The 21950-nt window shown below is 43.2% G+C and carries 15 protein-coding genes; 6 read left to right on the top strand and 9 right to left on the bottom strand.

All coding sequences use genetic code 11. The annotated features are described in order from the left end of the window. Positions 1-24: 24 nt before the first annotated feature. A complete protein-coding gene (locus tag AAG747_RS22455) occupies positions 25-4158 on the bottom strand; it encodes a hybrid sensor histidine kinase/response regulator transcription factor (protein WP_346823483.1) in 4134 nt (1377 codons plus the stop codon). 354 nt (positions 4159-4512) lie between these two features. Between AAG747_RS22455 and AAG747_RS22450 the strand changes: the two genes are divergently transcribed. From AAG747_RS22450 to trxA, 5 genes are all read left to right on the top strand, one after another. After that, positions 4513-4842, top strand: a complete 330-nt coding sequence (locus AAG747_RS22450) for an ArsR/SmtB family transcription factor (protein ID WP_346823482.1) — start codon at positions 4513-4515, stop codon at positions 4840-4842. A gap of 137 nt (positions 4843-4979) precedes the next feature. Next, positions 4980-5507 carry an ArsI/CadI family heavy metal resistance metalloenzyme gene (locus AAG747_RS22445; RefSeq protein WP_346823481.1) on the top strand — a complete coding sequence of 176 codons (528 nt, stop codon included), beginning with the start codon at positions 4980-4982 and terminating at the stop codon, positions 5505-5507. A 212-nt stretch (positions 5508-5719) separates the two neighbouring features. Next, positions 5720-6349 (top strand): low molecular weight phosphatase family protein, encoded by a 630-nt coding sequence (locus tag AAG747_RS22440; protein ID WP_346823480.1) that lies wholly within the window; start codon positions 5720-5722, stop codon positions 6347-6349. Continuing rightward, positions 6346-7416 carry an ACR3 family arsenite efflux transporter gene (arsB, locus tag AAG747_RS22435; protein WP_346823479.1) on the top strand — a complete coding sequence of 357 codons (1071 nt, stop codon included), beginning with the start codon at positions 6346-6348 and terminating at the stop codon, positions 7414-7416. Before AAG747_RS22440 ends, arsB begins: the two co-directional genes overlap by 4 nt. A 272-nt stretch (positions 7417-7688) precedes the next feature. Then, positions 7689-7985: a thioredoxin gene (gene trxA, locus AAG747_RS22430; RefSeq protein WP_346823478.1), complete on the top strand. Its 297-nt coding sequence runs from the start codon at positions 7689-7691 to the stop codon at positions 7983-7985. 59 nt (positions 7986-8044) lie between these two features. Here the strand turns inward: trxA and AAG747_RS22425 are convergent, their stop codons facing one another. Next, positions 8045-8935 (bottom strand): DUF4846 domain-containing protein, encoded by an 891-nt coding sequence (locus AAG747_RS22425; protein ID WP_346823477.1) that lies wholly within the window; start codon positions 8933-8935, stop codon positions 8045-8047. A gap of 177 nt (positions 8936-9112) precedes the next feature. On the opposite strand from AAG747_RS22425, the gene AAG747_RS22420 reads away from it, so the two are divergent. Next, on the top strand, positions 9113-9742 hold the full coding sequence (locus AAG747_RS22420) for a GyrI-like domain-containing protein (protein ID WP_346823476.1): 630 nt from the start codon (positions 9113-9115) through the stop codon (positions 9740-9742). 46 nt (positions 9743-9788) lie between these two features. Here the strand turns inward: AAG747_RS22420 and AAG747_RS22415 are convergent, their stop codons facing one another. The 7 genes from AAG747_RS22415 to AAG747_RS22385 form a co-directional block, all read right to left on the bottom strand. Beyond that, on the bottom strand, positions 9789-11060 hold the full coding sequence (locus AAG747_RS22415; RefSeq protein ID WP_346823475.1) for a glycoside hydrolase family protein: 1272 nt from the start codon (positions 11058-11060) through the stop codon (positions 9789-9791). A 179-nt stretch (positions 11061-11239) separates the two neighbouring features. Beyond that, positions 11240-12781, bottom strand: a complete 1542-nt coding sequence (locus AAG747_RS22410; protein ID WP_346823474.1) for a RagB/SusD family nutrient uptake outer membrane protein — start codon at positions 12779-12781, stop codon at positions 11240-11242. A 9-nt stretch (positions 12782-12790) separates the two neighbouring features. Then, positions 12791-16156 (bottom strand): SusC/RagA family TonB-linked outer membrane protein, encoded by a 3366-nt coding sequence (locus tag AAG747_RS22405; protein WP_346823473.1) that lies wholly within the window; start codon positions 16154-16156, stop codon positions 12791-12793. A gap of 248 nt (positions 16157-16404) precedes the next feature. Continuing rightward, positions 16405-17358 carry a FecR family protein gene (locus AAG747_RS22400; RefSeq protein WP_346823472.1) on the bottom strand — a complete coding sequence of 318 codons (954 nt, stop codon included), beginning with the start codon at positions 17356-17358 and terminating at the stop codon, positions 16405-16407. Between the two features lie 234 nt (positions 17359-17592). Further along, positions 17593-18138 (bottom strand): RNA polymerase sigma-70 factor, encoded by a 546-nt coding sequence (locus tag AAG747_RS22395; protein WP_346823471.1) that lies wholly within the window; start codon positions 18136-18138, stop codon positions 17593-17595. 348 nt (positions 18139-18486) lie between these two features. After that, positions 18487-20259 (bottom strand): RagB/SusD family nutrient uptake outer membrane protein, encoded by a 1773-nt coding sequence (locus AAG747_RS22390; RefSeq protein WP_346823470.1) that lies wholly within the window; start codon positions 20257-20259, stop codon positions 18487-18489. 107 nt (positions 20260-20366) lie between these two features. After that, entirely contained in the window at positions 20367-21815 is a 1449-nt protein-coding gene (locus tag AAG747_RS22385; protein ID WP_346823586.1) for a SusC/RagA family TonB-linked outer membrane protein, read from the bottom strand. Positions 21816-21950: the final 135 nt, after the last annotated feature.

Below are 21950 nucleotides of genomic sequence, written 5' to 3'. Positions count from 1 at the left end.
GGTTCTGTTTCCCACCCAATAGCCTCAATCTTCTTCGGCCCGTTTACCGTTTGCATATTCGGATGGAGCAACCCCAAATTGTTGTTTGAACTTTTTGCTAAAATACTTCGGTTGGTTAAAGCCTACCTGATAACAAACTTCCGAAATTTTCACCGGGCTTTGTGAAAGAATTTGCGCTGCCCGTTTCAAGCGTATACTTTGGATAAATTCATTGGGCGTTTGCCCGGTAATAGCCTTGATTTTCTCAAACAACAGGGTACGACTTAGTCCCAACTCTTTGCCCAAAAATGTTACATCCAGCTTCGCAGCATCCATATGCTCCTCCACGACTTGCAGGGCCTTGGACAGGAGTGCTTCATCCAACGAAGTCACGGTGATTTCTTTGGGTTCGATCCGCACCTGTCTTTGAAACTGCTCCCTTAACTTTTGACGGGACCTCAGCATATTTTTAATCTTCAAGGTCAATAGTTGCAAATGAAAAGGCTTGGTAATATAATCATCCGCACCGGACTCCATCCCTTCCAATTTAAAATCCATCGATCCCCGGGCTGTCAGTAAAATGACGGGAATATGGCTGGTTTCCACTCCGGACTTCAGTTGTTTGCAAAATTCTATTCCGTTCATTCCGGGCATCATCACATCACTAATGACCAAATCAGGTTTCAGTTCTTTGGCCATCTGCAAACCTGTATCCCCCTCTAAAGCGGTTGCCACCCGATAGGTTTCTCTTAAATTGCTTTCCAACATGGCCAATACCTCCGGGTTATCGTCCACCAACAATAAAGTAAACGGCTTATGTGCTTCTGTTTTTTTATCAGACATCTCCTTTTGAAACACTTCAGGCACTGCCGCCAACTCGCTTTGCAAATTGTGGACCGACCTTTGGGCAGGCAATAATTCAGGGTGTACCAACTCCTCCGCTTGAAAATGTGCATTACCCAAAGGTAAGCAAATCCGGAACAAAGTTTTTTCCTTGGGCCGGCTGCTCACTTCAATCCGCCCATGATGCATTTCCACCAGGTTTTTAGCAAGTGCCAAACCGATACCCGTACCCGAAAAGTATTTGCCCTCTATCCGTTCACTTTGAAAAAAGCGATCGAATATATGTTCCATATCCTCTTCCGGAATGCCCTTACCATTGTCTTCCACTTCAATGTAAATTTCCTGAGTGTTTTCCGGCTGGCAAACCCTCAAGGTAATCCGGCCGTTGTCCTTTGTAAACTTAAAAGCGTTGGAAATCAGGTTATATAGTACTTTTTCCATTTGCTCTGCATCAAACCAAAGCTTCAGTGAAGTTACTTCGCTCTTCAAGGTATACACAATGTTACGCTGTGTTGCCATCAGGTCAAAAGCCTGTTTGGCTTGTTCAACAAACCCAAGGATATCCGACTCTGTCACGTACAATTGCAAATGATTGGTTTCTTGCTTTCGAAAATCCAATAGTTGATTAATTAATCGAAGAAGACGTTCGGCATTCCGGAAGATGGAGGCCAACTGTTGCTTGATCCCTGTACTCAATTCCTTGTTTTGTAATAAGGCTTCCAGAGGCACTAAGATCAGTGTCAACGGTGTACGTAACTCATGGCTGATGTTGGTAAAAAAGGTAAGTTTCATTTGATTCAGTTCATCGGCTTTTTCCTTTTCCAACTTAGCTATTTTCAAATCCTGCCGTAGCCTGATCCGTGTAGCAATAATCTGTTGTGCCATAAAAGAGATTCCGGCAAATAGCACGAAATAGCCCAAGTACGCCCAGTAGCTGCGCCACCAAGGAGGCAATATGGTAAGCGACATATTTTTGACAGTACTAATAGGATTCCCCCGGTGGTCAATAGCTGCCAACCGGAACGTGTATTCCCCCGGAGATAGATTGGAATACGGGGCAAAACGCCTCTTGGCATCGGTAACTACCCAATCCTTGTCTTCTCCCACCAATTGATAAGCGTATTTTACTTTCTCCGGTGAAGAAAATGCCAAAGCCGCAAATTCAAATAAAAAAACATTGTTTTCATGACTCAAGGTCAAATGATCACTTGCCCAAATACTTTTATCTAAAATCACCGTTCCGTTGTAAGCCTTGCCCGGAACAACAGACTGATTGAGTACTCTCAGGTTGGTAAGCACCACATCAATAGAGTCATTTCCTGTTTCGAAATCACGGGGAGCAAATACGTTAAATCCATTGGTTCCCCCAAAATAGAGTTGCCCCGAAGAGTCTTGAAATGCCGAACCTAAATTAAATTCATCCGATTGTAAGCCGTCATTCACCGTATAGTTTTGAAAAACTTCCGTTGCAGGATTAAACCGGCTAAGTCCTTTCACTGTACTGATCCACAAATTTCCTTTTGCATCTTCGCGGATGGCTTTGATGACATCGCTGGGCAAGCCCTGTTGTTCGCGATAAACTTGAAAAGCCTGAGATTGAGGATCGAAACGGTTCAACCCGCCTCCGAAGGTCCCCACCCAAAGATGGCCTTGGTGATCTTCATAAATTGCCGTTACCACATCGTTACTCAAGCTTTGGGGATTACCAGGCTCATTCCGGTAGCTGATAAACCGTTCGTTTTTTTCATCAAAACGGCTTAAGCCGCCTCCAAAAGTTCCTATCCACAAGGTATGATCTGTACTTTCATACAATACCCTTACATCATCAAAGCTAAGGCTATTGGTATCCGATGCGGAGTACCTGTAATGTTTCACCTCTCCTGTGGCCTTGTTTAAGCGGTTCACTCCACCCCCATTCGCCAATCCTAGCCAAAGATTTCCCCGGTAGTCTTCCAAAATCGCCCATATTTCATCATTGGAAACCTTTTCCGAAAAGGTAGAAATAGTTTGAAAAGATTCAAACCTTCCGGTTTTCCGGTCAAAACGGTTCAAGCCTCCCCCATCCGTACCGATCCACAAATTTCTTGAACGGTCTTCATAAATACACTGTACACTGTTATGACTCAGGCTATAAGGGTTGTTTTCCTGATGTTGATAATGGATAAACCGTTGAGTTTTGTCATCATAGCGGTTCAGCCCTCCGGTAAAGGTACCCACCCACAAGGTCCCTGCCCGGTCTACAAACAGCGATTTCACCATACTTCCTTTCAAGCTTTCCGCCTGTCCTACCCGTGGAAAATGATGTTGAAACTGCTGTACTTTCGGGTCCAATTTATTCAATCCTTCTCCGGAATACATTCCTACCCAGAGAATTCCCGAGCGGTCTTCAAAAAGGGAATATACAGACTTGCCTTTCAAGCCATAAGAATCGTAGGGTGTCTCCCGGACGGTTATAAATTGTCGGGTATTGCGGTCGAACAGGTTCAACCCGCCTCCTAAAGTCCCTACCCACAAATTTCCCTCTTTATCTTCCAAAATTCCAGTGACATTTTGATGGCTTAGTCCTCCCGGAGACCCAGTAGCGGCGAAGTGGGTAAACATTTGTAGTTGAGGCAAATAGCGAAACAATCCATAATGCTCCGTTCCGATCCAATAGGCACCCTGAGTATCTTCAAAAACCGTTTTGACCGAATGTATTTCCTTTCCGTTGACCTTAGGAAGGTTAAATTGATGAAATGTTCCGGTAGCCGGATGATAGCGGTTCAAACCTCCGTCATAGGTAGCTACCCAGATTTGCCCCTGCCGGTCTTCATACACCGACCATACTTTATTATCAGACAGCGATGTGGAATCCTCCGCTTGGTGATAGAACTGTTGAATGGATTGGATGTCTCCTTCCTTTTCATCGATCTCGACTTTGTTCAGTCCTTTGCCCAAGGTGCCCACCCAAATATCCCCTTTCCGGTCTACACAAAGGGAAAAAACTTTATTATGACTAATCGTTTGCTTCTCCGAAGAGTATTTATAAGCCGTAAAACGGTCGGTCACAGGGTCGTACCTATTTAACCCACCTCCACTGGTACCGATCCACAAACGACCTTTGGCATCCTCTTCGATCGCCCGGATCACATTGCTACTGATGCTGAAGGGGTCTTCCGGGTTGTGCCTGAACACACGAAACGAATATCCGTCATAACGGCACAAACCATCGTCTGTCCCAAACCAGAGAAAACCCCATCGGTCTTGGTGAATGGCTAAAATGGAGTTCTGTGGCAAGCCATCCTTGCTGGACAAATGACTAAATTTAAAAGTAACCTTGGGGTTAAATTGTGCCATTAAATTTGTTGAAATCAACAGGCATAGTACCAGCAAACACTTCCATCTCATAGCTTGAATTCTTAACTAACGGACTTTCTTCAATCTTCACATCCGGCCCAAACCCTGACCATTATGGGACCTGGTTTTGATGGGTTAAAGATAATTGGCTTTTTCTCATAATAAGAAACAAAACGATAGTTTTCATCTCTTCCAGAGAGTTCTCACTTACCCCATTACAAAAAAATCAAATTGAAATATGTGAAAAATTACCCACTTTGAATTTACCACCGGAATCAATTTTATAAAATATTTTTTCAAAATGTTGTAACTTTCATTTATCAATCGTAATATTGCGATATAATAATTAGAATTATGGGCGTAACAAAAAGCGATTTATTTACCGATCAACAAAATGAGTTGGCCAGCTTGGCAAAAGCACTGGCTCACCCAGCGAGGATTGCGATCTTACAAGTCTTGTTAAAAGCCCAACAATGTATCAATGGTGATTTGGTCCAGGAATTGGGGCTGGCTCAAGCTACTATTTCTCAACATTTAAGAGAATTGAAAAATACAGGACTGATTCAAGGAACCATCGAAGGCACTTCGGTTTGCTATTGCATCGAACCCAAAAAGTGGAAAGCCGTTAAAACCCTGTTTGATGATTTGTTTGACGGTTACCAAGCGGCTAACTCTTGTTGTTAAGCTCTTCTCAATAAGAATCAATTCTAGCGAAACGGCACTGAGAAAAGTGTCTTAAAAATTGATTCCTTAGCAAAGTATATTCAAAGGAAAATTTTTTATTTATATACATCGTAATATTGCAATAAAATAATAAAATCATGAACACAACATCCTTTCCCAGAATGCATGTATCACTGTATGTAAGTGATCTGGAAAAAACCGTAAATTTTTACAATCTCTTTTTTGGTAAAAAAGCGGATAAAGTAAAACCCGGCTATGCAAAGTACATCCTGGAGGCTCCTTCTTTGATCATCTCTTTTGTAGAAAATGCGCAAAGGGTAAAATCAAGTTTTGGGCACTTGGGTTTGCAAGTAGCAACAAAAGAAGAAATGGAAAACAGACTGGCAAAAGCCAAAGAGCAAAAAATTGTCAGTTTGGAAGAAATGGGTACGGCTTGTTGCTACGCCATCCAGGATAAGTTTTGGGTAAATGATCCGGACGGACATCAATGGGAAGTTTATTACTTCCATGAAGACGCCGAATTCAACGATCCTAAATATACTCAGGAAACAGCCGAAGCCTGTTGTACGTCTGCACAGGAACCTTCCAAGGCCAAAATTAACCTTGCACAATTAAGTAACCAGGAGGAAGGAGCTGCCTGTGTACCGGGCTCGGGCTGTTGCTAATTTATTATCTATTAAAGAATTCGTTTCACTGGATAAGCTCCCGGCCAAAAGCAAGCCCCCTCCATTTGGAATGAACTTAACGATACAAGCACCCCTCCTTTTGATAAGGAGGGGAATTCTTCTTTAATTTTAATTAAAGGGCTCTGTAATTTTCAGAGCGACAAATTCTATATCATTCTACACAGTATTTTATTCAATTGATTAAAAACCGCATGGTATCATTATTTCCTAAATTGGAACAATATCTCCGGAATGCAGAAAACCGTTTCGATGCAATTTCTCAGGAGCGCAAGAAACTGTTAGAGCAGTTTGCTACCTATATTGCCGGCAAAAAAGAACAAAATTTGCCTGTTCATTTAAATTTTATCTGTACACACAACAGCCGGAGAAGTCACTTCGGACAAGTATGGGCAGCTGTAGCAGCGGGTTTTTATCAAATAGACGAAGTCTATACCTATTCCGGAGGCACGGAAGCCACAGCCTTCCATCCCAATGCAATTGCGGCCTTGAAAAGGGCCGGCTTTCATATTGAACACCAAGAAGAAAGCAATCCAAAATATCAAGTGTACTTCGGTGAAACAAAACCCATCGTTTGCTTTTCCAAAGTCTATGACAATGTACACAATCCTTCTTCTGACTTTGCTGCCGTTATGACCTGTACGGAAGCTGACCAAGGTTGCCCGGTGATTGTTGGGGCAGAAGCGCGTTTTCCGGTTTCCTATCAGGATCCTAAACTTGCTGACGGAAGCCCTCAAGAAGCGGCTACCTATGATACCCGTTGCCTGCAAATCGCTACTGAAATGGCATATGTATTTTCTCAAACAAAAGCACTAATCCGATGAAACAAAACCCTGTTGTCGCGAGAAAAAAATTAGGTTTTCTCGATCGTTTTTTGACTGTTTGGATTTTTCTGGCCATGGCCATAGGGGTTGCCATCGGGTATTTTTTCCCTACAACGGGTCAGGTGGTCAATGGTTTTTCCAGTGGGTCTACCAATATTCCTATTGCCATCGGGCTGATTCTGATGATGTACCCTCCACTCGCCAAAGTCAATTACAGCTTGTTGCCCCAGGTCTTTCGAAATGTAAAGGTATTGAGTATTTCGCTTTTACTTAATTGGGTTATCGGCCCCGTACTTATGTTTGTCTTAGCGTTGCTCTTTTTACATGATCGTCCCGAATATATGACCGGTTTGATTTTAATCGGCCTGGCCCGGTGTATTGCCATGGTGATTGTCTGGAACGAACTGGCGGAGGGCAGTAGAGAATATGCCGCCGGACTGGTCGCATTAAACAGTATCTTTCAGGTATTTTTCTATAGTTTCTATGCTTGGTTGTTTATCACCAAACTACCCGCTTTATTAGGCTATGAAAGTGCCATTGTCGATATTTCCATTGGCACGATAGCCGAAAGTGTATTCATCTATTTGGGAATTCCTTTTGCCGCCGGTTTTCTCAGCCGTTTGTTTCTGGTGAAATGGAAAGGTGAACAATGGTATCAAAATACCTTTATCCCTTTTATCTCTCCTATCACTTTGATTTCTTTGCTTTTCACCATTGTCGTGATGTTCAGCTTGAAAGGGGAATTGATTGTGAGCATTCCTATGGATGTGTTGGAAATCGCAGTGCCTTTGGTCATTTATTTTGTATTGATGTTTATCATTAGCTTGTTTGTCGGAAAAGCGATGGGGACAGATTACGCCAAAAATGCCTCCATTGCTTTTACAGCGACAGGGAATAATTTTGAGCTGGCCATTGCCGTAGCTATTGCCGTATTCGGGTTAAACTCCGGACAGGCCTTTACCGGAGTGGTCGGTCCGTTGGTGGAGGTGCCGGCACTGATTGCCTTGGTGAATGTGGCTTTTTGGTTTCGAAAAAAATACTATCGAAAAGCAATGGTGAAATTATAAATTCCGGAACTTTCTCCCCAAAATCAAACCTTCCAGGTTTTGAAAACCTGGAAGGTTTTAATGCCAAGGAGAAGGATATTGAAGTGAATTAACCATTTTCTTTTTCCTGAAAAATGTTTCAAAAACGCCTCCTCTGTGTTACTTTTATCAACAATAGCTTTGGCTTTGCTCTTCAAAAAGTGCCTTGATGAGCCGAATTTGATCCCATCTTCGGTCAAAAACTATACGTGGAAACCACTTCATTTTCTAAGGATCAAAAAACAAGAAAAGATATGTCTAAATTCAATGAATTAATCAACGGTTCGAAGCCAGTATTGGTAGACTTTTTTGCAACTTGGTGCGGCCCATGTAAAATGATGGCTCCCATGCTGGACGAATTGAAACAAGAGATTGGTGACAAAGCCCAGATTATCAAGGTAGATGTAGATAAAAACCCGAAAGTCGCTGTAAAATACAAGGTGCGGGGAGTGCCAACTCTGATATTATTCAAAAACGGGCAAATCAAATGGCAGCAATCGGGAGTGGTGCCCGGGCACCAGCTCAAAAAAATCATTGAGGCCAACAGTTAAATGCCTCTGTTTATGGGGACAGACCTTCCAGGTTTTGAAAACCTGGAAGGTCTTCACAATCAATCCTTAAACCTCTTCAAATCAGCCTTTTTAAAAGTCCATTCAGGCGTATATAATATTTCACCAAAATCCGAAGGGTACCAAGGGCTGATATCCGGGTCCTGTGGGTTTTTAAGAACCTGGATTTCCTGGGCCGGCATATAACTTTGGGCCAAAAGAAACACTTTTTCCCCCGTTTGGGGATGAATGGCCCTATCCACCACCATCACGGCATGTCCCGGGAAGCCGCCTTGTATAAACACATCTCCGGCTTTCAACTCCTCTATACCTGTCGCATGCAGCTCTTTGGAAAGGGAATAGGTCCCGGCATAGCTGAAAATGGTTTCCATATACTTCCAAAAATCCCGATAGGTATTGGAGGGAGCATATTTCGAGGTCCAGCTGACTTTATTGCCCTTGACTACAATTCGATTACCCTGCATCCATTTTGAATAGTCCACCCGGAAACCATTGGTGAAATTGAAATGTATTTTATCATATTGCTTATTTTGCCATAAATATTCAGCCCTGAGCCTCATAACGGCATCAGCACATTGATGCAAATCTTTACTTCCGATTTCCAATGCTACAACGGCCTCGTATACATCGCGATTGGGTTTGGTTTTTCCATTGAAATATAACACTTCCGATCCGTGAGGTTTCACGGGCAACTGCCGTAGATACCGGGCAAAAGAAGAGTCCTTTACTTCAGCTCTTTGGTAACCTTCGGGCGGGTTGATACGGGTTTCCAGCAGTTGCCCTTCCGGATTGAGTATTGTTACAAGATCAATTATTTCCGGTTTGCTTTCCATGGTCGCTTTATCAAGCGATGAAGATTTATTTTGCGTTTGTTGTCCACATGCCTCCAAAAAGAAAACAAACACCAGTTGTACGATTATCAAATTCCGCATATCTCTTATGAGTCAATAATTCTTTTGGATAAAGATAAGGGGTTCACCGTAGACTTTTCGCTCTGTTCTGCATTACCCCTCCATTTATATTTTTTTCAAAACCGGAGACGCAATGACATAAGGCTGACAGTGACAACGGTTTACTTTGATCCATGTTTAACTAATTTTTAACATACCATGGAAAAAACAGACTTAAAAAAACTATTTAAAAACTATTACAATGCTTCGACCCAACCAGAATTGGTTAGCTTTGGCAAAGCAGAGTTCCTCTCCATTACGGGAAAAGGCGATCCCTCTTCTTCCAGTTTCAAGAATTCCATACAAGCCTTATACTCCGTAGCTTACGGGATCAAATTTCATTATAAATCACAGGGAAAGGACTTTGTGGTGGCCAAACTGGAAGGGCTTTGGTGGTTTGATAACAAACGCTTCGGGCAACCGTCAATGCGTGAAGCTCCCTTAAAAGTCCCGCGAGACGAATGGCAATGGCGATTGTTGATCAGAATCCCTGAATATGTAGAGGAAAGCCAAATTCAACTTTGTAAAGAAAAAGTTATGCAAAAGAAAGGTTTGCCCTTGACCGATGCCGTGGAATACTTTGAAATGGGAAAGGGACAGTTTGTACAGGTATTACATCAAGGGCCTTTTGACAAAGAGCCGGAAAGCTTGGCCAAATTGGAAGCATTTATGACCCAAAAACGGCTGAAAAAGGCAGGGCTCCATCATGAAATTTACCTCTCAGATTTCACCAAAACAGCCCCGGAGAAACTCAAAACGATCTTACGGGAACCTGTGTATAGCATGTAAGGGTAAGGCCTTCCGGATTTTGAAATCCCGGAAGGCCTCTACCTGATTAAGAATTCTTTTCCAATTTTTGCTTGCGCAACAAGGCTTCTAAAAAGTAGTAGTCGGCATATACCAAAGGAACATCAATCTCGACTCCGTGCGGAATACTTCCCACACTGTGTTTTAACATAAAATTGTTGTTCTCTCCCGGTTGCGCCAAGTATTCGGAAGTAGAAAGCTCTTTGATGATGGCATCTGCTTGAGCTTTATATTTTTCACCGTTTTCCACAAAGGTTGAAAGCTCATAGAAGGCCGAGGCAATCACCGCAGCTGCGGAAGCATCCCTGGGGACGGTAGGAAAGTCGGCCGGATTGTATTTCCATTCCGGTCGGAACTCCTTGTTAAACACATCGAAATCCCAATACGGAATATGATCTTCCGGCAAACGGCTCAATATATAGTCGGCAATGTTTTGAGCAAACGTTAAAAATTGCGGGTCTTTTGTTTCACGATACACCATCGTATACCCGTACAAACCCCAAGCCTGTCCTCTGGCCCAGGCAGAAGCATCGGTAAAGCCCTGACAGGTGGCCTGATCCAGTACCTCTCCGTTCAAGGTATCATAATCCACTACATGATACGAACTGAAATCCGGGCGGTAATGGTTTTTCATAGTCGTTAGGGCGTGCCGGATGGCAATCTCCTTGTATTGGGGATCTCCTGAAGCCTTGGATGCATAAAACAACAACTCCAGGTTCATCATATTATCAATAATCACAGGATAAAACCATTCCGTTTTATCGTCCCAGGCTTTCCGGTAATCCCATGATTTGATACACCCGGTGTTCGGATGAAAACGCGTAGACAGTGACTTGGCTGTCTGAATCAAAATATCTTGATAAGTGCTGTCCGCTCCCAATCGTCGACCATTACCATAACTACAATACATCATAAATCCCACATCGTGATGGCGAGTGTAGTGTTGAATCGGTTCCAGAGCCCGGGTCCATTTTTCAGCAGCCTGTTTCCACTTTTCGTCATGTGTGTATTCGTACAAATACCACAAGCTCCCGGCAAAAAAACCACTGGTCCAATTGTGAATACCTACGGTCACCAGCGAGCTATCTTCTTTAGTGGTCCGGGGGATTTTTGTAGCATCCTCACAAACGTCCAGCATATTGGAAAAATGCTTTTCGGCTAACTGGAAATTATCAGCAATCAAACCATTGTAAATAGGGGGAGTGATCACTTCCGTGGATTGCTCTTTTTCCTTTCCAGGGTTACTACATGCATTAAATAGTAGGAGCAAACAAGCAAACAAGTATCTTTTTTTCATCATTCAACCAGGTTAAGTGGATTTAAAAGCCTCTTGGAAATGTTCCAAGAGGCCAAGTGGCCGGATAACCGACTTCGGATCACAATGCAACGCTATTGCTAATTTCACAATCGTCATCCGAGCTCAATCTTCCGGTAATTAAGGCGCTATGCCAGCCAATCTGGCAAGAGCCTTAATGGCTATTAGTATTCTTTGTTTTGTTCTAATTCCGGATTCAAATCCAATTCACTTTGAGGAATAGGCCACAAATAATCCCGCTCAGGATTAAAACTACGTGACTCTACCACCTTTCCGTTGGCATCGTGTATATCACCGTTATTCACTTCCTCTACCGTTTTCCAACGCAAAATATCAAAGTAATACAAACCTTCAATGGCGAGTTCGACTCTTCGTTCATGCCTGATCTTGCTTCTCATTTCTTCCTGTGTTAAGCCGGTGGGAACTTCAGGCATACCCACACGGGTCCGTATGGCATTGATCGCCTCATACACTTCTGCATCCGGACCGGAGAGTTCATTTTTCGCCTCCGCATACATCAATAAAACATCCGCATACCGGATTACGATAAAATTACCCGGAGAATCCCAGGCTTGGGCTTCGTCAGTGGAATCTACATATTTACGCATCAAAAAGCCGGAGCGCGATTGATGCTGCACTTCATTTTCGTCCGGATCCAAAGAAAATAACGCCCCTTTGAAATAACTTCCGGGCGTGATCACGGTAGAAGCTAATCGAGGGTCCCGGTTTTCGTATGGATTGTCCGCATCGAACAAAGGAGATTGATCAATGGGCAAGCCATCTATACATTCGTAAGCATCCACCAATTCTTTCACCGGAACCAAAGAACTCCACCCGCTGGCTGCGGCATTCCGGTTTCCTAACAATTTATCAAAACGGTTCCCTTCTCCCAAAGCACCGGCAATGTACTGTACATCGAAAACTACTTCCTCGTTATTTTCATTTTGCGGAGAAAATACATCTTCATAAATTCCCACCAAACCGTATTGATTCATATTGATAATTTGTTGAGTTAAGTCTACGGTTTGTTGATACTCCCCTTCGTAGAGATGTACTCTGGCCTTTAAGGCCAGTGCCGCTCCTTTAGTCACGCGACCGATATTGGATCCTTCGTAAGCATCCGGCAAGTTATTGGCCGCAAAATCCAAATCCGCGTGAATTTGAGCTAACACATCCGCTTTGGGAGTTCTCGGCACAATGGCTTCTTCCAGGCTTTGGGTTTTCAAGATCAAAGGTACGTCACCGTATAACATCACCAGGTTGTGATAGTAAAGTGCTCTTAAGAAGCGAGCCTCCCCTTGTGTCCGGTTTAACAAGGCCTCGTCTTCAATGGCATTTCCCACATTTTCCAAAAATAAATTGGCCCGGTAAACCCCTGCATAGCAATACGTCCACCGGCCTGCTACCGCACCCGGTGCCGTAGCGGTATGGGTACCGTTTCCAATGGCTTGAAAACCCTGGTAAGCGCCTTGTGAATAGGCATTGGGGGTCAATCCATCATTGTACATATAATTATTATACATGTAATAATCCCCCGTTTGCATGGCATCATATACCGCATTCAAACCCGAAAGTGCATCTTGTTCGGATCCCCAAAACGTATCGCCCGACACCTGATCTTTGGGATAGCGGTTTAAGAAATCGCTGTCACAAGCCTGGAGTAAAAACAAGCTTAAAAGGATATATATAAAGTTCTTATTCATCATTTTCATAGTTTAAAAATTAACATTCAAACCCAATGACATGATGCGTACATTCGGGTGTACAATTTGTGTTTTCTTCGGATCGCGTTCAGGATCAAAACCTTCAAAGGAAGTCCAGGTGAGTAAGTTTTGGCCATTGGCATACACTCTCACTTTTTCCACGCCCAATTTGTCCGTTACTTTGGCCGGTAAGGTATAACCGATTTGCAAGTTTTTCAAACGGATAAAGGAAGCATCTTCTATCCAAAAGCTTGAGTTTTGAATATTTCCGGTGAAACGGGAAGAATGGGTTAAGCGAGGCAGTTCCGTACTCTTGTTGTCAGGAGTCCAGCGGTCCAACCAACGGGTAGGAAACATTCCGGCTTCCGAAGAAGCAAATGGAGCAATGAAATTTCCTGTTAAGAATACATCCTGGTTGGCCACTCCTTGAAATAAGGCAGAGAGATCAAAACCTTTATAAGAAGCAGACAAGTTCAAACCGAAATAATATTCGGGAATGATATTCCCAATCACCGTCCGGTCGTCTCCGTCAATTTTGCCGTCATCATTCAAATCCGCATATTTTAAATCCCCTGCGGAAGTTCCAGGCCATTGGGTTGCATGTTGGGTCACTTCATCGTCTGACTGGAAGATGCCTTCCACTTTGTAACCATATAATGAATTGATGGCATGCCCTTCCCGGATCAAAAACACTCCATTTGGCGGTGCATTTCCTCCTTTGTATTTAATCACTTCATTGTCCACTTTGGTGACATTGAAACTTGCCGAATAATTCAATTCATTGATGGTATTTTGATGGCCTAGTGTTAACTCCCAACCTTTGTTCTGTACTTTGGCGATATTTTGAACCGGAGAGGTTAAATTTCCCATGGTTTTGGGAATCGGTACCGCCACCAAAATACCCTCTGTAGTACGGTCAAAGTAGTCTGCTGTCAAGCTGAATTTTCCTTCTAACAACTCGATGTCCAAACCGATATCCGTAGTCGTAGACGTTTCCCAGGTAATATCGCGATTCGCCAAAGCCGTAGGTGCGATTCCCGAAACCAAATTCCCATTGAAACTGTAATTCAGACCGGTCGTATACGAAGAGGCAAAACCATACAAGCGGTTAATATTCTGGTTTCCTAATTTACCCCAAGAAGCTCTTAGTTTTAAATTGTCGATAAAGTCAACGTCTTGCAAAAAGGCTTCTTCCGAAATCCGCCAGCCTAATGAAAGGGAAGGGAATGCTCCCCATTGATTGCCCTGTGCAAAACGGGAAGATCCGTCATAACGGATATTAGCTTCAAACAGGTAGCGGTCCCTCAATTCGTAATTCACCCGGCCAAAATACGAACGTAAAGCCCAATCTTCAGCAGTACCTGCCAGAGTAGGATCTTCCAACCCGGCATTGAGTTCCCGTACATTATTGTTGGGAAATTCTTTGATCGAAGCGCTGTATTCGTCTTTCCGGTACTCTTCTTGGTTAAAACCGGCCAACACTTTTATAAAATGGTCACGACCGATTTGTTTTTCATAGGTCAGTGTCGTAAACAAGGTGATGTTATAATCCCGGCGGTTTTTGTTGGTAAGAGAGGCACGGGTTGCATATGGGCGGTGTACCTGTTTTTCACCATCCGGCAAGAATTTATACAAATCCCCCTTGGGATTAAAATCCGACAACACCATATTGTAATACTTGATCGCTGCATTGGTCTGGAAAGTAAGTCCATCGACAATCTCATATTCTAAAAAACCTCTTGCCAAAAAACGCTGCCACTCCTCTTGCTTATCGCGTTGTTGAATCACTGACCAAGGATTGTTCAACTGCTGGTTTTCATCAAGAGCTTGTGCCCCTCCGAAAAAACCATCAGGTGATTCCGGTACGATGCCCGGAGCGGTTCCGCCTAACCAGTTCATAATGGTCGCTACATCTCCGGGCTCTTTCCGGATATTCCAGCTGCCGGATATATTCGCTCCGATTTTTAATTTCTTGGTTACATCCGCATCCCAGTTTAAACGCATATTGTACCGTTTGTAACTGGTATTCGGGATGATACCCTCTTGATCCAACACCCCTGTGGAAAACAGGAAGCGCATTTTTTCGGTCCCGCCATTCAACGAGATATGGTGTTCTTGCATGGGAGCGGCTTGGAAAATCAGCGAAGTCCAATCAGTATTGGGATATACCAAAGGATCCTTACCACTTTTCCAGGCATCGATGGTTTCTTGACTATATTTAGGCTGTCCGCCTACATTGGTCAAGCCTTCATTGGCCAACTCCATATACGTGGCATAATCGTTTACCGATTCGATGATATTCGTTGCTTTTTGCCAGGCATAATAACCATTGTAGCTCAGTTTTAACTTTCCTTCCTTTCCTTTTTTCGTGGTAATGATGATGACACCATTGGCCGCCCTCGAACCATAAATTGCAGCAGAAGCCGCATCTTTTAATACCGTCATACTTTCGATATCATTGGGGTTGATATCGTTCATACTCGCTTCAATACCATCTACCAACACCAAAGGGTTCGAATTTCCTAAGGTCCCTATTCCACGGATACGAATCGTAGCATTGTCTCTTCCCGGCTGGCCGGAACTTTGATTGACATGTACTCCAGGTGCCAATCCGGATAATGCTGTACTGGCACTGGCGATCGGGCGGTTTTGAATCGTTTCAAAATTAACCGAAGATACCGCCCCGGTCAGATTTTCTTTCTGTTGGGTACCATATCCTACTACCACGACTTCGTCCAACTGTTCTTGGTCAAAATCCATCAATACATCGATTTGAGAACGACTTCCTACTACCACTTCCTGGGTTTTGTAACCGATATAACTAAAAACCAATACGGCATCTTCCGCTACTGCAATGCTGTAGTTCCCCTCCATGTCCGTGGTGGTACCTTGAGTGGTTCCCTTCACTAAAATCGTCACTCCCGGTAAAATTTCCCCGGACGAATCGCTTACTTTTCCCTTCACCACCACTTCTTGTAGTACGGAAACTCTTTCCTCTGCAACTTTTCTCTTTGCAGGAGCCTTGGAAACCGTGATGTTTTCATTGACTTGTTTAAAACGGCAATCGCATCGTTCAGACAATTCAACCAACAAGCCGTACACATTTCCTTCATAGTTCAAATCTGCAATCGATTGCTGGAGATTCACTTTACGAGCATCGTACGTAAACTCATAGTTCGTCATCGCTTCAACGGTGTTGAAGACCTGCTGCAAACTCACATTACGCTTTGTTATATGTATGTATGCATCCTTCACGCTGGTAACCTGTGCATTCCCAGGAGCAGCCGAAATGATGCTCAACGTAAGTGACTGAATGATCAGGGCATAAAAGGTATACTTTGAGAGCATTTTAATTAGGAGTAGTAACTTCCATTTCATATCTTTAAGGTGTTTTTAGTGAAACTTTAAGTTTTGGCAAATGCCTCCCACCCCTATTTTTGGTCAGTAGATGAGTATGTGCCCTTATTTCATCTATTCAAAAATACGGTGAGGAGGAAATGAAACTTATCCGGCAGTCAGCGCAAATGATTGCCGGTTTTTTTTCTATTTAACTGGAGTTAATAAAGCGGTTCATCCGTTTGAGGGTTTAGAGATACATAGTTAATTGTAATCAACTGTAATATAGCTTAATAAAGGTTTACTTTTTTGTTTTTAATGCTAAACTGAAACTTCCGGGCAAAGCCGATGTTTTCCAAGACATTCTCCAGTGAAGCATGGTGAAATTTGCCTGAGTAATTCCAATCTCTTTGCAAAACTTTATCACAAAAAATGCTCACATCGTACCAGCGTTCCAAAGTACTTTGTACTTCCTGAAAGCTGGCGTTTTCAAATATGATCCAACCATCCTTCCATCCTACTTCTTTTTCAGAGTCAAACCTCAATTTGGTAAGCTTTGACCGACCGGAATACGCGAGTTTCTCACCCGGCACCAGCATGGCAGAAGCCTGCATTCTTTCTGCCTTTACCTGGACTTTACCGGTCACCAATGCCACTTCCACTTTTTTAAAGTCTTCATAGGCATTTACATTAAAAGAAGTCCCTAAGGCAGTGGTAGTAATTTCACCGGATACCACTGAAAAAGGTCTTTGGCGATCTTCCGTTACTTCAAAAAAAGCCTCTCCTTGTAAATACACCACCCGGGAGGTTTCCGAGAAGTGTTTGGGAAAGGACAAGCAACTTTCTGCATTCAATACTACCCTTGACCCGTCACTCAATGTAATCCGCATTTTGCTTCCTCTCGGTGCAACTTTCTCCATCATAGGTACTTTTGCCTCTTTTCCTTCATTCTGTTGCTGAATCACTCCCATCAAACTCCATCCGGCAATCATCAAAAACACTATCACCGCTACCAATCCCATCCGGTTTTTACCTTTACGTGGCCGGTTGATAGGCACCACCTCCCCAGATATTTCTTGATGAATCTCCTGGTCAATCATTTGCAATTCCTTAGACATCAGTTGCTCCATATATGCCTTGCCTTCGGGGCTATGCATCCATTTCAGCACCTGTTTGGTTTCTTCAGGTGTGCAACGGTTGGTTAAATACCGGTTTACCAATGTCTTATAATTACGTTCCTTCATGATTGCGATTCCCTTACACTACTATACACAGGGCAAGCCACAAAAAGTAGTATTGGGTGAGTGATTTTTTTTTTAAAAAAAGAAAAAATATTTGAGATTCAACAATTTGGAAAAGGGAAGTACCAAGTGGAGGAGATGTCAAACAAAATTAATTCTTTGATCTGAAAGTCAGTTGGCCCGAAGCCTTTCAGTAATAAAAAGCGCTCCATTACAATCGATTGTAATAATCGTGCATTATTGCAAATACCCTTTCAGAGAGGCTCTTACTGCTTTCAAAGCTTGAAAGAATTGTGTCTTCACGGTGTGAATGGAGGTGTTTTTTTGTTGGGCAATTTGTTGATTTGACAAGTCTTCAAAAAGCCGGAGCTGGAAGACTTCTTTCTTTTTTTCGGGTAAGGCTTCCATCCGTTTAGTCACCAGTTCGTTCAACTCACTGAAGTACACCTTATCTTCAGTACAAGTACCGGAACAGGATTCCTCTTGTAGTTTTTCGGCATGCCGGATAATTTGGAGAGACTTGGTTTGTAAAGTATTTAATACCTGATTTTTTACGGCACGGTACAGATAATCCTTTAAGGATTGACTGGTATCCAAGTGGGGTAAATTCTTCCAGAATTTCATAAACACTTCTTGCAGTACATCTTCCGCCAGATTTTCATCTCTCAAAAACTTCGTTGCAAAGCCTTTAAGAGGTTGGTAATAAACTTGATAATACGAATCAAATAACTCCTCGACAGAAGCCACATGTGATTTGGTCGGAACGAAGTGTTTACTTCCCATCTTTCTCAGTTATTTTCATATTTACTAAAAGCGTGAAACTAAGGTAGGAAAACAAATCCAAAAAAACAATCGATTGCAGAAATGTTGTTTTAGCTTCAAGCCTTATTCGTTAAAAATTAAGGATTTACATCGAAAAGAAAATTGCATTCAAGCCTTGAAATTGATTAATCCCCAAATATATGGCAGCCATTACCCGTCTTTCGAATTTTATTGACAGTGACTTATGAAAATAAAAGCCCGGAACGAATCGCTCCGGGCTCTATAAAAGGGTAACAGATAGTTAGTTGTGTTCATATACAGGCGTAACAGGTGCATGTTGAATCGTTACGCGAGAGGTAAATAAACTTATTACCAACCGATGGATTGTTCCAAATTCGGATTTAGTAACATCTGGGTTTCCGAGATCGGTAAATAATAATATTTCGGTTCGATAAACTTTTTACTCAGGTCTAAGTTCCGGGTAAAACGAATATGGCCATGGTCCCCAAACTCTAAATAAAAACTGGTCAGTTTCCCACTATCATCCTTCAAGAAATACAGGGATAAATCATCTTTGTTGGGCAACCCGTCAATCGGACCGGTTTTATCCGAAGACTCCAAAATGGCAATGTCATCCACACCATCTCCGGTAACGTCCATCGCTCCCAGGCCTTCCACATACATACCTTCCGGCTCTTTTTCCAACAACTTACCTAATTTCCAACGCATCAAATCCCCCAGGCGGAACCCTTCGCATGCCAGCTCTACCCTTCGCTCTCTTCTGATTTCCAGAATTGCACCTTTTTGCGGGCCGGTCACATTGAAATACCGTTGTTCCAATACCGGATCCATTTCGCTTTGCACAGTAGCCAAGTCCATAGCCGGCATTTCTACCCGCTGTCTTAGCAAATTCACCGATTTGTCTAAGTCCTCCTGAGTCAAAGTACCTAACTCTGCTTTAGCTTCTGCATATATCAACAGGGTTTCGGCATAGCGAAACACCGGCAGGTCCGTATACGTCAAGTCCCAACCGATATGGTCTTCTCCAGGTGGAAAGAATTTGATTTGAATATAGCCTCCCAGAAAAGGTTTCATCCGGTAAGGGTTACTGCTTCCGGGTATCGTAAACCCCGGTTGCATCACGGTATTCATCAATCGCGGATCGCGGTCATTAAAGATTTCGTGCAAAGTCGCCTCTTCATTGTCAGGAACGGAAGTAAATGGTTTTCCGTCACTTTTCTTCAAATAGGTATCTACCAGACTGCGGCTAAGGGCGTACTCGTAATCAAATACGGTTTGAGAATTATGCCGTTTGTCCAAGTCTTTGTCATAATCCACAAAGAGAATTGTCTCACGACTACCGGAAAGGTTTACCGACCGGAATAAAGAGCCGTAATCGGGATCCAGGGAATACCCACCTTCTTCCATAATGGTTTGTGCCGCAGTCGCTGCTTTTTGTAAGAACGAAGTAGCATCATCCAACCCTAATTCCGTATGGTATTTCCGGTAGGTTCCCTCCTGCAAGGCCACACGAGCTAATAAACTGAGTGCTGCCCATTTGGATACCTGAGTATTGTGCTGGTCGCTTCGGATATGCTCCACGGCAAAATCCAGATCAGCCAAGATAGAATCCACCACGACTTCGCGAGGGTCTTGCGCCTTATACAAAAGGTCTTCGTCATCAGTCTGTATTGTGCGTGGATACCAAGGCACATTGCCATAAGTTTTAACTTTTTCATAATAAAACCAAGCACGGAAAAAACGTGCTATGCCCATATAATGATTAATTTCTCCGGCCTCACCGCTTACTTTACGGGCATTTTCCAACATAAAATTGATATTCCGCAAATCCCCCCAGTTCCAGTCACCTACGGTAGTCGGGTCAATCTCTCCACGCATCACCCGTTCTATGGTAGTCGTACCGGAATTGTAATGGGAAATATTGTCCGACCCCAAATCATTATACTTAAGGCTCAATTGACCATAAAAGCCATTAGAATACGTTTCCAGATCTGCTGGTGTACTAAAAAAATTCTCAGGGGTAACCGCAGTAGTTGGGTAGCGCTCCATAAACTCATTGTTACAGGCCCCCAATATTCCAGCGAAAACCGAAAGAACTATGATATATATTAAAGTTTTCATAATGCTTCAACATTTTTATTCGAAGGATGAATGTATATTTCTTCCACGCTGCTCTTCTCAGCCCAATGAATAGCCGACAACTGAAGAAAAGCGGGGAAACAGATGAATTAAAAGATCACGTTCAGGCCAAAGGAATAGGTTCTTTGGAAAGGGTATACGGTTCCCCCTAAGCCTTCCGGATCCAGGTATTCATTCAGTTTGGTAAATTCCAATAAGTTTTCGCCACTCACATACAAGCGCACTTTGTCCAAACCGATTTTCGAAATGAGGCTCTTAGGCAAGGAATAGCCTAGGGTAAGGTTTTTCAGCCTTAAGTACGCTGCATTCTGCAAATATTTGCTTTGGGGAATTCCCAGCTCTTTTCCAATTTCCGCAGAATATGATTTAGGTCTTGGGAAATAAGCATTTGGGCTTTCCGGAGTCCAGTGGTCCAGGTTATGTGCCAGTAAGTTTGACCAAGGCTGGGCATAAATCCCCCAGAAGTAATGGTGACCGGGCCCCGGATAGAAATCTTTTTTGCCAATCCCTTGGAAGAAAGCCCGTAGGTCAAACCCATTCCATTCCGCATTCAAATCAATGCTATAGCCTAAGCGGTCCTGACTGTTGCCGATGATCCGGTAATCGCCTGGGTTTTCCAAGGTCCAATTTCCCCAATCCACGATGCCGTCACCGTTGGTATCTTCAAATTTCAGGTCACCGGGTTCAATCGGACGGCTTCCGGGATAAGAGGCTACTTTAGACTGGTCTGCATGTGCCTCAATTTCTTGTTCTGACTGAAAAAAGCCCAAAGTCTTCAACCCCCAGATATCGCCCCATTCCATACCTTCATAATGATCATCCAGGTAGTTTGTCGGATTATCAAACTTGGTAATATATGTCCGGCTATCGTAAAGGATAAACTTCACCCCATAGTGGAAAGGCTTACCGGCCACGTTCATTTGGTCCTTCCAATTTAAGGTCAGCTCCCAACCGTTCGTTTCCAAATCCGCAGCATTTTCCTTCGGTACAGAAGTCCCTAATACCGCGGGGAGGGTTTTTCCTTTGGTCAGCATGTCCACCGTATTTCTCCGGTACAGATCAAAAGTGGCGTTCAACTTGTCATTGAGTAGCCCTAGGTCAACACCAAAGTTGTAAGTTGTTGCTTTCTCCCAAGTCAGGCTGGCACTCACCAGGTTGGGTGCATACACGGCAGGCACCCAAGCACCGTTGAGAAGGGTGGATTGAGCACTCAAACCCATGGTAGAGATATAAGGGTATACCTGAGAATAGTTGTCCTCCCCTAAGTTTTGATTCCCCAAAGTACCGGCCGAACCGCGAAATTTCATATAACTAACCACCTTCTTTAAAGGTTTGAAAAAGCTTTCTTCTGACACTACCCAGGCTAAGGAAGCCGATGGAAAAAAATCAAAACGGTCTTCAGTGGGGAAGCGGGAAGTTCCGTCATAGCGCCCATTGGTTTCGAAAATATAGCGGTCGTTCAGAATATAGTTGAAGCGGTAGAATACGCCTCTGATGGCCCAGTTCAGGTTATACGCTCCGTTCGTCCGCTCGCCAATCCCTAATTGAATACTAGTGTTAAGTAAAATTTAAAATAACGTAATAATTCAGTACCTTTAGAAAAAAGATGAAAAGGTACAGGGTCAAATTACTGCAAGAAGAAGTATCCGAGCTTAGAGCGATAATTGATAAAG

Source organism: Rapidithrix thailandica (genome assembly GCF_039710355.1).
Classification (GTDB): Bacteria; Bacteroidota; Bacteroidia; order Cytophagales; family Flammeovirgaceae; genus Rapidithrix; species Rapidithrix thailandica.
This window is presented reverse-complemented; position numbering and strand designations above follow the sequence as displayed.

Coding starts and splice junctions, on each gene's coding strand:
- AAG747_RS22455 (WP_346823483.1), bottom strand. CDS start 4,158: ATGGCACAATTTAACCCCAAGGTTACTTTTAAATTTAGTCATTTGTCC.
- AAG747_RS22450 (WP_346823482.1), top strand. CDS start 4,513: ATGGGCGTAACAAAAAGCGATTTATTTACCGATCAACAAAATGAGTTG.
- AAG747_RS22445 (WP_346823481.1), top strand. CDS start 4,980: ATGAACACAACATCCTTTCCCAGAATGCATGTATCACTGTATGTAAGT.
- AAG747_RS22440 (WP_346823480.1), top strand. CDS start 5,720: ATGGTATCATTATTTCCTAAATTGGAACAATATCTCCGGAATGCAGAA.
- arsB (WP_346823479.1), top strand. CDS start 6,346: ATGAAACAAAACCCTGTTGTCGCGAGAAAAAAATTAGGTTTTCTCGAT.
- trxA (WP_346823478.1), top strand. CDS start 7,689: ATGTCTAAATTCAATGAATTAATCAACGGTTCGAAGCCAGTATTGGTA.
- AAG747_RS22425 (WP_346823477.1), bottom strand. CDS start 8,935: ATGCGGAATTTGATAATCGTACAACTGGTGTTTGTTTTCTTTTTGGAG.
- AAG747_RS22420 (WP_346823476.1), top strand. CDS start 9,113: ATGGAAAAAACAGACTTAAAAAAACTATTTAAAAACTATTACAATGCT.
- AAG747_RS22415 (WP_346823475.1), bottom strand. CDS start 11,060: ATGATGAAAAAAAGATACTTGTTTGCTTGTTTGCTCCTACTATTTAAT.
- AAG747_RS22410 (WP_346823474.1), bottom strand. CDS start 12,781: ATGATGAATAAGAACTTTATATATATCCTTTTAAGCTTGTTTTTACTC.
- AAG747_RS22405 (WP_346823473.1), bottom strand. CDS start 16,156: ATGAAATGGAAGTTACTACTCCTAATTAAAATGCTCTCAAAGTATACC.
- AAG747_RS22400 (WP_346823472.1), bottom strand. CDS start 17,358: ATGAAGGAACGTAATTATAAGACATTGGTAAACCGGTATTTAACCAAC.
- AAG747_RS22395 (WP_346823471.1), bottom strand. CDS start 18,138: ATGGGAAGTAAACACTTCGTTCCGACCAAATCACATGTGGCTTCTGTC.
- AAG747_RS22390 (WP_346823470.1), bottom strand. CDS start 20,259: ATGAAAACTTTAATATATATCATAGTTCTTTCGGTTTTCGCTGGAATA.